Raw genomic sequence first — 13,580 nt, 5'->3', positions numbered from 1 at the left:
GCCCTGTGGGAGAGGGGCAGGGGGAGAGGGCATCAGACCGCATGATTTGAATGCCGGGTAAGCGTAGCGCCACCCGGCATCTTTCAGGCAGAGAGCTGTTTCAGTAACCCAAACGCCTGCTTCATGTTTTCCTCACTGACCACGAATGCCCGCAACCTGTCATCGCTGTCCACGCCCTGAGCAATCATGCCTTCGACGGTGGTTTCGATGCGCCAGCGTAAATCCACCCCGCGAGTGTCTCCTGCCAGATGCAATGGCAGATCCGGTGTTTTCACCTTCACCAGCATGGGCGGGAGCTTCAGGTTTCCGCTCTCCCCGAGCAGATTTTTTGCCAGCGTTAATGCGCTCAGCAGAATCGGCTGCAGGAATGGCAAAACGCTGCCGTTGATCTCCGCGCAGTCGCCAAGGGCGTAAATGGCGGAATCGCTGGTCTGCAGCGTGCCGTCTACAACGATGCCGCGATTAACTGCGACGCCTGCTCTTTGGGCAAGGGCGATCTCCGGGCGCAGTCCGGCTGCGGCGATAACGGCATCCACCTCAATGGTTCGGTTTCTGTCGAGCTGTACGCGGATCCCGCTCTGCGTTTTTTCCAGCCCCTGAAGCTGGCTTTTGAGCAGCAGATGCACGCCCATCTCCGTCAGTCGATGCTGAAGACGACTGCTGACTTCCGGCGGCATCAGCGCGGAGAGAATGCTTGCGGAGTTGTCCACTACGCTGACCGCTTTCCCGGCACGATTGCAGTCCATCGCCAGCTCGCTGCCAATCAGCCCGGCGCCGACGATAAGCACCCGTTTAGCGTCATGCAGCTCCGCCTGGGCTGCGCCATACTCCTGCTGGCTGTTAAGGGTGACCATCAGCTCCTTGCCAGGAACCGGCGGAACAAAAGGCTGAGCGCCCGTCGCCAGCACCAGTTTGTCGTAACAGATGCTGTGCCCGTCGCAGTAAACCAGCTTACTTTTTGCGTCGATGTCCGTTACCCGCGTGTGCGGGAAAAGACGTAAATTGTACTGCTCCGCGAAGTCACCCGCCGTTTGCAGCGTCAGGTCCGCAGCCTGCTGGCCACGGCTTATGACATGGCTGAGATCCGGTTTGTTGTACTCATCCATGCTGTCGGCGGCAATCAGCGTCAGCGGCACCTGTACGTTCTGTTTGCGGATGTTTTTTACCAGCTGGCGGGCGGCGAAGCCCGAGCCAACGATAACGATGCCGTGGTTCATTTTGCCTCCGTGGCCAGCACGTCAAAGACCTCTTTACCGAGCGAGCATTCCGGGCACAGGAAGCTGTCCGGCACTTCGCTCCATGGGGTGCCCGGCGCGACGTCCTGGTTCGGTTCGCCTTTGGTCGGATCGTAAACCCACTGGCAGACGCTGCACTGCATTGATGGGCCAAGGTCAGCGGCCGCAGCGGCCGCAGCGGCGGCGCAGGCGCAGTCCTGCTGTTCCTGTGTCGCTGTCGCTTCAGCAACCGGCAGCGGCGCGAGAGCCCATTGACGAGCGATTTCACGCCCATGCTCACGGCACACTTCCAGCGCGTCGAGATCCGGACGCCATTTGGCCTTCAGGCTCAGGGACATCTCAAAGCCGGCATCCTGCAGGCGGGTGGAAAGACGATCCACCGCGCCGCCGCTCCAGCCGTGAGAGCCGAAGGCGCTGGCGCGCTTGTTGCGAAAACGCAGGCCGGTCATCTCTTCAACCAGCCCGGCAATTTTCGGCATCATCACGTTGTTCATGGTTGAGGTGCCCGCCAGCACGCCCTTGGAGCGGAAGACGTTGGTCAGCACGTCGTTTTTATCGCTTTTGGAGACGTTAAAGATCTTCACCGCCACGCGCGGGTCAACTTCGTTAATGCCCTGGGCAATGGCGTCGGCCATCATGCGGGTGTTGTTGGACATGGTGTCGTAGAAAATCGTGATTCGGTCTTCCTGATAATCCGCCGCCCATTTCAGGTACAGCTCGACGATTTGCGTCGGGTTATCGCGCCAGACCACGCCGTGGGAGGTCGCAATCATATCAACCGGTAAGTTGAAGCCGAGGATCTCGGTGATTTTTGGCGTCACCAGGCGGCTGAATGGAGTCAGGATGTTGGCGTAGTAGCGCTGGCACTGTTCGAAGAGTTCGGTCTGATCCACTTCATCGTTGAACAGACGTTCGTCGCAGTAGTGCTGGCCGAAGGCGTCGTTGCTGAACAGCACCGCGTCGCCGGTCATGTAGGTCATCATGCTGTCCGGCCAGTGCAGCATCGGAGTTTCGACGAAGATAAGCTGTTTGCCGTTACCGATATCAATTGTGTCACCGGTTTTCACCACGTTGAAGTTCCATTCCGGATGATGGTGGTGGCCGTTGATGGAGTCGATGGCGTTGGCGGTGCAGTAAATTGGCGTGTCCGGAATGCAGGACATCAGCTCGGTCAGCGCACCGGCGTGGTCTTCTTCGGCGTGGTTGATGATGATGCAGTCGATGTCGGCAAGATCGATCTCCGTACGCAGGTTCTGCACGAATTCACGGCTGAACTTGTGATCGACGGTATCGATCAGCACGTTTTTCTCTTCACGAATCAGGTAGCTGTTGTAGCTGCTGCCGCGCAGGGTTTTGTATTCGGTGCCATGAAAATCACGCACTTCCCAGTCGCGCTGTCCAACCCAGTGAATATTGTTTTTAACGTGAATAGCCATAATGTCCTCAATCAGTCTTTTGGTTCAAAAAAGTGATTGAGCTATTACAAATTGCGTGCCAGTTTTTATCTTATTGATAATATTGATTTTATAAAATTAAGCGTTGTTGTTGTTTGTCGTTATGACTATCATCATGAGAGTCAAAAAGACAATGATCATAGTCATAATGACACTGAGGCAGGCATGAGTTTTTCCACTGAAGCGCTGGCGAATATCGCCATCGAGCTGCAAAGCGATATCGGTCATCCGGATCGCTTTTCCCGTCTGATCACCACATTGCGACAGCTTTTAGGCTGCGATGCTTCGGCGCTGCTGCGCTATGAGGCGCATCAGTTTATTCCGCTGGCGATAGACGGGCTGGCGCAGGACGTGCTCGGGCGGCGTTTTTCGCTGGCAGGGCATCCGCGCCTGGAGGCCATCGCCCGCGCCGGGGATATTGTTCGTTTCCCGGCAGACAGCACGCTGCCCGATCCCTATGACGGCCTGATCCCCGGCCAGGAGAGCCTCAAGGTTCACGCCTGCCTTGGGCTGCCGCTGTTCGCCGGGCAGAACCTGATTGGCGCGCTGACGCTGGACGGCATGGACGCGCACCAGTTCGACAGCTACAGCGACGAAGAGCTGCGGCTGATTGCCGCGCTGGTGTCCGGGGCGCTGAATAACGCGCTGCTGATTGCGAGGCTCGAAAGCCAGAACGTCATGGTGAGCCAGGCGGGCGTTGAGCCGGTTTCCGGCGTTCAGGAGATGATTGGCCTGTCGGCACCGGTGCTGCAGCTGAAAAAAGAGATTGAAATTGTGGCAGCGTCGGATCTCAACGTGCTGATTGGTGGCGAAACCGGCACCGGCAAAGAGCTGGTGGCGAAGGCTATTCATCAGCAGTCGCCGCGAGCCGTCAATCCGCTGGTTTACCTTAACTGCGCGGCACTGCCGGAAAGCGTGGCGGAAAGCGAGCTCTTCGGGCACGTGAAGGGCGCTTTTACCGGGGCCATCAGCCACCGCAGCGGCAAATTTGAAATTGCGGATAACGGCACGCTGTTCCTCGACGAGATCGGCGAACTCTCTCTGGCGTTGCAGGCCAAGCTGCTGCGCGTGCTGCAGTACGGCGACATTCAGCGAGTAGGGGATGACCGTAGCCTGCGGGTAAACGTACGCGTGCTGGCGGCAACCAACCGCGATCTGCGTGAAGAGGTTCTCGCCGGGCGTTTCCGGGCGGACTTGTTCCATCGCCTGAGCGTGTTTCCTGTTGCCGTGCCGCCACTGCGCGAGCGCGGTGACGACGTCATTTTGCTGGCGGGTTATTTCTGCGAACAGTGCCGGGCGCGGATGGGGCTTGGCAGCGTTGTGCTCAGTTCGGCCGCACGGGCGAAGCTGGCGGCCTGGCACTGGCCGGGCAACGTCCGCGAGCTGGAACATGCCATTCATCGTGCAGTCGTACTGGCGCGTGCGACGAGCAGCGGCGATGAAGTGACGCTGACTCCGCAGCATTTCGCCTTCGAGGGAGAGCCTGCGCCTGTGGTTCAGGCCAGCGAGGCCCTCGCAACGACGGTGAACCTGCGGGAAGCAACCGAAGCATTTCAACGCGAAGCGATTACTCAGGCGCTTGAAAGCCAGCAAAACAACTGGGCTGCAACCGCCCGTGCGCTCTCTCTGGACGTGGCGAATTTGCACCGGCTGGCTAAGAGGCTGGGCCTTAAAAAGTCACTTTAAACGAAATATTTGCCTCCGCCGCCCGCTGGCGCTTTCTTATCGTCGGCGGGATGTTTACCATGCTGATTCTTGCCGAATAGCTAAATGGATGTCACATGTTGAAGCGTCGTTATCTGACCTTACTCCCGCTCTGCGTGCTGGTTGCCGCCTGTAGCAGCAAACCGAAAACCGCGGAAGCGCCGACCCCCTCCGCCCCGTCTTCCGGCGGTTTTCTGCTGGAGCCACAGCATAACGTCACCATGATGGGCGGCGATTTTGCTAACAACGCGGCGGCAGAGCAGTTCATTGATGCGATGGTCAGCAAGCATGGCTTCGACCGCCAGCAGCTGCATGAAATTCTTTCCCAGGCGAAGCGTCTCGATTACGTGCTGAACCTGATGGACCGACAGGCGCCCACCGCGCAGGTGCCAACCGGGCCAAACGGCGCATGGCTGCGCTATAGAAAGCAGTTTATTACGCCGGATAACGTGCAGAACGGCGTGGCGTTCTGGAATCAGTATCAGGATGCGCTCAACCGTGCCTGGCAGGTATACGGCGTGCCACCGGAGATTATCGTCGGCATTATTGGCGTAGAAACCCGCTGGGGCCGCGTGATGGGCAAAACCCGAATCCTTGATGCGCTGGCGACGCTCTCCTTCAACTACCCACGCCGGGCGAAGTATTTCTCCGGCGAGCTGGAAACCTTCCTGCTGATGGCCCGTAACGAACAGGACGATCCGCTGGATCTGAAAGGCTCCTTTGCGGGCGCGATGGGCTACGGTCAGTTTATGCCGTCGTCCTATAAGCAGTTCGCCGTGGACTTCAACGGCGACGGGCACATCAACCTTTGGGACCCGGAAGATGCGATTGGCAGCGTCGCCAACTACTTCAAACAGCACGGCTGGGTGAAGGGCGATCGGGTGGCGGTCATGGCTTCTGGCCAGGCGCCGGGCCTGGAGAACGGCTTCAAAACAAATTACAGCGTGTCGCAGCTAGCTGCCGTCGGGTTGTCTCCTCTGGAACCGCTTGGCGATCATCAGCAGGCCAGCCTGCTGCGGCTGGATATCGGTACCGGTTATCAGTACTGGTACGGCCTGCCGAACTTCTACACCATCACTCGCTATAACCACAGCACGCATTACGCGATGGCCGTCTGGCAGCTCGGCCAGGCCGTGGCGCTGGCGCGCACTCAGCAGTAATCCTCTTTCCCCTCCGTCCGGAGGGGAATCTGAAACATTTCGATACAGCCTCAGCCTGCGTCACCGATTTACATCTCTCTCTGATTTCAATATTGTTATGTTATAACATTTTTGAGGTTTGAGATGATCCCCTTTTCCCTGTTTAACGCTTCCAGCCTGCTGCGGCTGGGCGTAGCGATTCTTCTGCTGGCGTTTCTTTGGTTAGCTATTGGCTGGGCGGTGGCGCTGCCATGATTGAACTTGATCATCTCGTAGCGGGTTACGAGCGGCGGGCAATCACGCCTGCGCTGTGCGGCGTTTTAGCCAAAGGATCGCTGACGGCGATTGTCGGCGTGAACGGCTGCGGTAAATCGACGCTGCTGAAAACGCTGGCGGGTTTTATTCCTCCCGTCAGCGGGCAACTGCGATGGCGCGAGGGCAGGCCGGTCATCGGCTGGCTGGCTCAGCGTCACATGCTGGAATCGCAGTTTCCGCTTAACGTTTACGATGTGGTGAGCCAGGGCGCATGGCCGCGCGTGTCGCTGTTGCGTGGGCTGAATGTGCAGGCGCGCAGAAACATCGCTATCGCTCTGGAACGCGTTGGCCTGGAAACGCTCGGCTCATCTCCCATTGAAGCGCTGTCCGGCGGCCAGTTTCAGCGAATGCTGTTTGCCCGGGTGCTGGTGCAGCAGGCGCCGCTGGTGATGCTGGATGAGCCCTTCACCGGCATTGATGAAGCCACCAGCCAGATGCTGATGGAGCTGATTCTGGACATGCATCGCGGCGGGCAAACCGTGCTGGCGGTGCTGCACGATAACCAGCGGGTCGCCTGCCATTTCCCGGAAACGCTCTGGCTGGAATCGGAACATGCACGCTGGGGTAAAACGCCTCCTGTTCTTGCTGCCTTTGACGCTGCGAGGCGCGCATGATCTGGCACCTTTTCTTCCAGCCTTTCATTGAATTTGGCTTTATGCGGCGGGCTCTGGTGGTCTGTCTGGCACTGTCGGTGAGCACAACTTTGCTCGGCGTGTTTCTGCTGCTGCGGCGGATGAGCCTGATGGGAGATGCGCTCTCGCACGCTATTTTGCCCGGCGTGGCGGTGGGCTATTTGCTGAACGGGATGTCGCTGCTGGCGATGACCGTTGGCGGCTTTATCGCCGGGATTGCAGTGGCGCTGATTGCCGGCTGGGTCAGCCGACGTACGCCGCTGAAGGAAGATGCCAGCTTCGCCGGATTCTACCTGGGCTCCCTGGCGCTGGGCGTGACGCTGGTTTCGCTGCGCGGGTCGAGCGTCGATCTGCTGCATCTTTTGTTCGGCTCAATTCTGGCGGTGGACAACAACGCGGCGCTGTTCGTGGCGGGCGTTGCCAGCCTGACGCTGATCGTTCTGGCGCTGCTTTACCGTGGGCTGGTGAGTGAGGCGTTCGACAGCGCCTGGCTGGAGGTTAACTCCCGCCGCCTGCCTTCGCTGCTGCATGGCCTTTTTCTGGCGCTGCTGGTGATTAACCTGGTGGCCGGTTTTCAGGTGCTGGGCACGCTGATGGCGGTGGGCGTGATGATGCTGCCCGCGATTGCCGCCCGCTGCTGGGCGAGGACGCTTCCGGGAATTTTGCTCTTTGCGGCGGTGAGCGGCGCGTTTTGCGCCTGGCTCGGCCTGAGTCTTTCCTGGTCAGCCAATTTGCCCGCCGGGCCGTCAATCGTGCTGACCGCCAGCATTCTGTTTTTCATTTCGGTGTTTTTTGGCACGCGCAGCCGGCTGGCCTTCAGCCTGCGGGCGCTTTTTTAACGCAAGGGGAAACGATGAAAAGAACGGGTTTGATTCTGGCACTGACGCTTGGCGTACTGTCGCAGGGCGTAATGGCGAAAACGCTGAACGTAGTAAGCAGCTTTTCGGTGCTTGGGGATATGGTGCAGCAGGTTGGTGGGGAACATGTGCATGTGGACACGCTGGTAGGGCCGGACGGCGATCCGCATACCTTCGAACCGTCACCGCAGGACAGCGTTTTGCTGAGTAAAGCTGACGTGGTAGTGGTGAACGGCCTTGGGCTGGAAGGCTGGCTGGACAGGCTGATCAAAGCCTCGGGCTTTAAAGGCGAGCTGGTCGTCGCGTCGAAAGGCGTGAAGACGCACACCCTTGATGAAGACGGTAAAACCGTGACCGATCCGCACGCGTGGAACAGCGCTGCCAATGGCGCGTTATATGCGAAAAATATTCTTGCCGGGCTGGTGAAAGCCGATCCGCAGGACGAAGCGGCGCTGAATGCCAGCGGACAGAAATACATCGCCGAGCTTATGCAAATCGACGCCTGGGCAAAAGCTCGCTTCACGGCTATCCCGCAGGCGAAACGCAAAGTGCTGACCAGCCATGATGCGTTCGGCTATTTCGGCCGCGCCTATGGCGTCACGTTCCTTGCGTCGCAGGGGCTTTCGTCGGAAAGCGAGGCCAGCGCGGCGCAGGTGGGTGCGCTGATTCAGCAAATTAAAGCGGACGGCGTGCATACCTGGTTCATGGAAAATCAGCTCGACCCGCGCCTTGTGAAGCAGATTGCGACGGCAACGGGAGCACAGCCGGGGGGCGAACTTTACCCTGAGGCGCTGTCGAAACCCGGAGGCGTGGCGGACAGCTATGTCAAAATGCTGCGGCACAACGTAGAGTCCCTCGCCAATAGCATGAAGTAATTCTGAGTCTCGCCCCGATTTATCGGGGCGCTGTACGTTTTTTCTGAAGCGCCCTCGTAAAATGTCCACGCCGTCTCCCTCCTGAAGCAGAAAATGGTATCTTGTTCAGCATCTTTTTCAGGCTGCGAGAAATGATGATGACCGACAGTGAATTGATGGCACTCAGCGAACGGGTTGGGTTGGCGCTAAAGGCGCAGGGCGCGACCGTCACTACGGCGGAGTCCTGCACCGGCGGCTGGATAGCCAAGGTGTTGACGGACATTTCCGGCAGTTCCGCCTGGTTTGAACGCGGGTTTGTGACCTACAGCAACGAAGCCAAATCACAGATGATTGGCGTGGGTGAAGACACGCTGCTAAACCACGGTGCGGTCAGCGAACCTGTGGTGGTAGAAATGGCGATTGGTGCACTTCGCGCGGCGCGTGCCACCTATGCGCTTTCCGTCAGCGGTATCGCCGGGCCGGATGGCGGCAGCGAAGAGAAGCCGGTGGGAACCGTCTGGTTTGGCCTCGCCTGCGCAAACGGGCAGGGCTTTACCCGCAGAGAATGCTTCAAAGGTGACCGCGACGCCGTGCGTCGACAGGCCACCGCCTATGCCCTGCAGCTGCTGTGGCAACAATTTCTACAAAACACTTGATACTGTATGACCATACAGTATAATTGCGTCAACAAAACAGAATTTACGCGGTAACACCCGGACAGGAGTAATAATGGCTATCGACGAAAACAAACAGAAAGCGTTGGCGGCAGCACTGGGCCAGATCGAAAAGCAATTCGGTAAAGGCTCCATCATGCGCCTGGGTGAAGACCGTTCCATGGATGTGGAAACCATCTCCACCGGTTCGCTTTCTCTGGATATCGCTCTGGGGGCTGGCGGCCTGCCGATGGGTCGTATTGTTGAAATTTACGGGCCGGAATCCTCCGGTAAAACCACGCTGACCCTGCAGGTTGTGGCAGCGGCGCAGCGCGAAGGGAAAACCTGTGCGTTCATCGACGCCGAGCACGCGCTGGACCCGGTTTATGCTCGTAAGCTGGGTGTGGATATCGACAACCTGCTCTGCTCTCAGCCGGATACCGGTGAGCAGGCGCTGGAAATCTGTGATGCGCTGGCGCGCTCCGGTGCGGTAGACGTCATCATCGTTGACTCCGTAGCGGCGCTGACGCCAAAAGCGGAAATCGAAGGCGAAATCGGTGACTCTCACATGGGCCTCGCGGCACGTATGATGAGCCAGGCGATGCGTAAGCTCGCAGGTAACCTGAAGCAGTCCAATACCCTGCTGATCTTCATCAACCAGATCCGTATGAAAATTGGCGTGATGTTCGGTAACCCGGAAACCACCACCGGCGGTAACGCGCTGAAGTTCTACGCCTCCGTACGTCTCGACATCCGTCGTATCGGCGCGGTGAAAGAGGGCGACAACGTAGTGGGTAGCGAAACCCGCGTGAAGGTGGTGAAAAACAAAATTGCTGCACCGTTCAAGCAGGCTGAATTCCAGATCCTCTACGGTGAAGGCATCAACTTCTACGGTGAGCTGGTTGACCTCGGCGTGAAAGAGAAACTGATCGAGAAAGCCGGTGCCTGGTACAGCTACAACGGTGACAAAATTGGTCAGGGTAAAGCGAATGCTATCTCCTGGCTGAAAGAAAACCCGGCTGCGGCGAAAGAGATTGAGAAGAAAGTTCGCGAACTGCTGCTGAACAATCAGGACGACAAACCTGCCTTCGCCGTTGACGACAACAGCGTTGAAGAAACCAACGAAGATTTTTAATCTTCGCTGAGGTAAAAAGGGCTGCTTATGCGGCCCTTTTGCTTTTTTGGCCGTTGACTTTGATACAGAGGGAAAAGGCTTGCCATGACTGAAAATTCACCCCGTCGTTCGGCCTATGCCCGCCTTCTGGATCGGGCGATTCGCATACTGGCGATGCGCGATCACAGTGAAAAAGAGCTGCGTCGTAAGCTGGTTGCGCCCGTCTTAACCAAAAACGGCCCGGAACCGATAGATGCGCCTGAGGAAGAGGTTGAAAAGGTAGTTGCCTGGTGTCTGGAAAGTCACTATCTGGACGATGCGCGCTTCACTCGTCAGTTTATCGCCAGCCGCAGCCGCAAGGGCTATGGCCCGGCACGCATCCGCCAGGAGCTAAATCAAAAAGGCATTGATCGCAGCGATATCGAACAGGCGATGTACGACTGTGAAATCGACTGGATGACGCTGGCCCGCGACCAGGCCGAAAGAAAATTCGGAGAGCCGCTCCCCACGGTTTTTGCCGAAAAGGTGAAAGTACAGAGATTTCTGATCAATCGCGGCTATCTGATGGAAGATATCCAGCAAATCTGGCGAAATATTAACGACTGAGTCACTCGGTATTTTACTTCCGTTGCAGGAAAACTTATCTTATTCCCACTTTTTTCCGTAAGGGTTGCCTGACTGTGTAAAAACTGTTCAGCTGCCGCCTGTAACAATCCGTTAGCGTGATTCCAGGATAATTATGAGCAAGAGCACCGCTGAGATCCGTCAGGCGTTTCTCGACTTTTTCCATAGCAAGGGACATCAGGTAGTTGCCAGCAGCTCCCTGGTGCCAAACAACGACCCGACTCTGCTGTTTACCAACGCCGGGATGAACCAGTTCAAGGATGTGTTCCTTGGTCTCGACAAGCGTAATTACTCCCGCGCGACCACCTCGCAGCGCTGCGTGCGTGCGGGTGGTAAACACAACGATCTGGAAAACGTCGGTTATACCGCGCGTCACCATACTTTCTTCGAAATGCTGGGCAACTTTAGCTTCGGCGACTACTTCAAGCACGATGCTATCCAGTACGCCTGGGAGCTGCTGACCGGTGAGAACTGGTTTGCGCTGCCAAAAGAGCGTCTGTGGGTCACCGTGTACGAAACCGATGATGAAGCCTTTGAGATCTGGGCCAACGAAGTGGGCGTTCCGCGTGAGCGCATCATTCGCATCGGCGATAACAAAGGTGCGCCGTACGCGTCAGATAACTTCTGGCAGATGGGTGATACCGGTCCTTGCGGTCCGTGCACCGAAATCTTCTTTGACCATGGCGACCACATTTGGGGCGGCCCTCCTGGTAGCCCGGAAGAAGACGGCGATCGCTACATCGAGATCTGGAACATCGTTTTCATGCAGTTCAACCGCCAGGCCGATGGCACGATGGAACCGCTGCCGAAACCGTCAGTAGACACCGGCATGGGCCTCGAGCGTATCGCGGCGGTGCTGCAACATGTGAATTCCAACTATGACATCGATCTTTTCCGCACCCTGATTCAGGCCGTGGCGAAAGAGACCGGTGCAACCGATCTCAGCAATAAATCCCTGCGCGTTATCGCCGACCACATTCGCTCCTGCGCGTTCCTGATTGCGGATGGCGTGATCCCGTCGAACGAAAACCGTGGCTACGTGCTGCGTCGTATCATTCGTCGCGCAATCCGCCATGGCAACATGCTCGGCGCGAAAGAGAGCTTCTTCTGGAAACTGGTTGGCCCATTGATTGACGTCATGGGGTCCGCAGGTGAAGAGCTGAAACGCCAGCAGGCGCAGGTTGAGCAGGTTCTGAAAACCGAAGAAGAGCAGTTTGCCCGCACGCTTGAGCGTGGTCTGGCGCTGCTGGATGACGAACTGGCGAAACTGAAAGGCGATACGCTGGACGGCGAAACCGCTTTCCGTCTGTACGACACCTACGGCTTCCCGGTTGACCTGACGGCCGACGTTTGCCGCGAGCGCAACATCAAGGTCGATGAAGCCGGCTTTGAAGCTGCGATGGAAGAGCAGCGCCGTCGCGCGCGTGAATCCAGCGGCTTTGGTGCCGACTACAACGCTATGATCCGCGTGGACAGCGCATCTGAATTTAAAGGCTATGACCATCTGGAACTGAACGGCAAAGTGACCGCGCTGTTTGTGGACGGCAAAGCTGTCGACAGCATTGCCGCAGGCCAGAACGCCGTGGTTGTGCTGGATCAGACTCCGTTCTACGCAGAGTCCGGCGGTCAGGTAGGCGATAAAGGCGAACTGAAAGGCGCAGGTTTTACCTTCTCCGTTAACGACACGCAGAAATACGGCCAGGCAATTGGTCATCTGGGGACGCTGAACAGCGGTTCTCTGAAAGTGGGCGATGCGGTTCAGGCGGATGTCGATCAGGCTCGTCGCGCTCGTATTCTGTTGAACCACTCCGCGACGCACCTGATGCACGCGGCGCTGCGTCAGGTGCTCGGCACCCACGTTGCGCAGAAAGGCTCTCTGGTAAATGACAAAGCGCTGCGCTTTGACTTTTCACACTTTGAGGCCATGAAGCCGGAAGAGATCCGCGCTGTGGAAGATCTGGTCAACGCCCAGATCCGTCGCAACCTGCCGATTGAAACCAACGTTATGGAACTGGAAGACGCGAAAGCGAAAGGTGCGATGGCGCTGTTCGGTGAAAAATATGACGAACGTGTCCGCGTGCTGAGCATGGGGGACTTCTCCACCGAACTGTGTGGTGGTACGCATGCTTCCCGCACTGGCGATATCGGCCTGTTCCGTATCACTTCTGAATCCGGTACCGCCGCTGGCGTACGCCGTATTGAAGCAGTGACCGGTGAAGGAGCAATCGCAAGCCTGCACAACCAGAGCGACGTGTTAAGCGACGTGGCGCAGCTGCTCAAAGGCGACAGCCACAACGTGACGGAGAAAGTACGTTCTGTCCTGGAGCGTACCCGTCAGCTGGAAAAAGAGCTGCAGCAGCTGAAAGAGCAGGCTGCCGCGCAGGAGAGCGCAAACCTCTCCAGCAAAGCGGAAGAGATCAATGGCGTTAAGCTGCTGGTAAGCGAACTTGCTGGCGTTGAGCCGAAGATGCTCCGTACTATGGTCGACGATCTGAAAAACCAGCTGGGCTCCACGATTGTGGTTCTGGCGACGGTCGCAGACGATAAGGTTTCTCTGATTGCGGGGGTCTCTAAGGATGTGACCGATCGCGTGAAAGCAGGGGAGCTGATTGGTATGGTCGCCCAGCAGGTGGGTGGTAAAGGGGGCGGTCGTCCTGATATGGCGCAAGCCGGTGGTACGGATGCAGCGGCTCTCCCGGCCGCACTGGCCAGCGTGAAAGGCTGGGTCAGCGCAAAACTGTAACAACATAAACGAAATAGGCGCCAAAACCCCCGGGTTGAGGCGCCTTGCAATAGCTAGACTGACAACGATAAAGTCAGGTTGAAATTGTGTAAATCGGCTAAACTTACGTTTAACAGAATGTAATGCCGTGACTGCTTATACGTTTACGTATTTGTCATCGCTTACTTTTTGGCGTTATATGATGGATAATGCCGGGATACAAGAGACCCGACTCTTTTAATCTTTCAAGGAGCAAAGAATGCTGATTCTGACTCGT

General features: G+C 57.4%; 11 protein-coding genes. 9 read left to right on the top strand and 2 right to left on the bottom strand.

Annotated features, from left to right (window positions below):
- Positions 1-83: 83 nt before the first annotated feature.
- Together norW and norV are read right to left on the bottom strand one after the other, a co-directional pair.
- Positions 84-1,217: an NADH:flavorubredoxin reductase NorW gene (gene norW / locus RTU33_RS15930; RefSeq protein WP_312628655.1), complete on the bottom strand. Its 1,134-nt coding sequence runs from the start codon at positions 1,215-1,217 to the stop codon at positions 84-86.
- Positions 1,214-2,671 (bottom strand): anaerobic nitric oxide reductase flavorubredoxin, encoded by a 1,458-nt coding sequence (gene norV / locus RTU33_RS15925; protein WP_312628654.1) that lies wholly within the window; start codon positions 2,669-2,671, stop codon positions 1,214-1,216. The genes norW and norV overlap by 4 nt, the downstream gene beginning before the upstream one ends.
- 183 nt (positions 2,672-2,854) lie before the next feature.
- Between norV and norR the strand changes: the two genes are divergently transcribed.
- The 9 genes from norR (at position 2,855) to alaS (ending at position 13,324) form a co-directional block, all read left to right on the top strand.
- On the top strand, positions 2,855-4,375 hold the full coding sequence (gene norR, locus RTU33_RS15920; protein ID WP_312628653.1) for a nitric oxide reductase transcriptional regulator NorR: 1,521 nt from the start codon (positions 2,855-2,857) through the stop codon (positions 4,373-4,375).
- A gap of 95 nt (positions 4,376-4,470) precedes the next feature.
- A complete protein-coding gene (mltB, locus tag RTU33_RS15915) occupies positions 4,471-5,553 on the top strand; it encodes a lytic murein transglycosylase B (RefSeq protein WP_312628652.1) in 1,083 nt (360 codons plus the stop codon).
- Positions 5,554-5,783: 230 nt separating this feature from the next.
- Complete coding sequence (locus RTU33_RS15910) at positions 5,784-6,461, top strand: ATP-binding cassette domain-containing protein (protein ID WP_312628651.1); 678 nt, start codon at positions 5,784-5,786, stop codon at positions 6,459-6,461.
- Positions 6,458-7,318, top strand: coding sequence for a metal ABC transporter permease (locus RTU33_RS15905; protein WP_312628650.1), 861 nt, complete (start codon positions 6,458-6,460; stop codon positions 7,316-7,318). The genes RTU33_RS15910 and RTU33_RS15905 overlap by 4 nt, the downstream gene beginning before the upstream one ends.
- Before the next feature lie 14 nt (positions 7,319-7,332).
- Positions 7,333-8,211: a metal ABC transporter substrate-binding protein gene (locus RTU33_RS15900; RefSeq protein WP_312628649.1), complete on the top strand. Its 879-nt coding sequence runs from the start codon at positions 7,333-7,335 to the stop codon at positions 8,209-8,211.
- Between the two features lie 137 nt (positions 8,212-8,348).
- Positions 8,349-8,846, top strand: a complete 498-nt coding sequence (pncC, locus tag RTU33_RS15895) for a nicotinamide-nucleotide amidase (RefSeq protein WP_312628734.1) — start codon at positions 8,349-8,351, stop codon at positions 8,844-8,846.
- Between the two features lie 73 nt (positions 8,847-8,919).
- Positions 8,920-9,978, top strand: a complete 1,059-nt coding sequence (gene recA, locus RTU33_RS15890) for a recombinase RecA (RefSeq protein WP_312628648.1) — start codon at positions 8,920-8,922, stop codon at positions 9,976-9,978.
- Positions 9,979-10,062: 84 nt separating this feature from the next.
- A complete protein-coding gene (gene recX, locus RTU33_RS15885; RefSeq protein ID WP_312628647.1) occupies positions 10,063-10,563 on the top strand; it encodes a recombination regulator RecX in 501 nt (166 codons plus the stop codon).
- A 133-nt stretch (positions 10,564-10,696) separates the two neighbouring features.
- Complete coding sequence (gene alaS / locus RTU33_RS15880) at positions 10,697-13,324, top strand: alanine--tRNA ligase (RefSeq protein ID WP_312628645.1); 2,628 nt, start codon at positions 10,697-10,699, stop codon at positions 13,322-13,324.
- Positions 13,325-13,580 lie beyond the last annotated feature (256 nt).

The sequence above is a fragment of the Scandinavium sp. genome (assembly GCF_032012665.1).
Classification (GTDB): domain Bacteria; phylum Pseudomonadota; class Gammaproteobacteria; order Enterobacterales; family Enterobacteriaceae; genus Scandinavium.
This window is presented reverse-complemented; position numbering and strand designations above follow the sequence as displayed.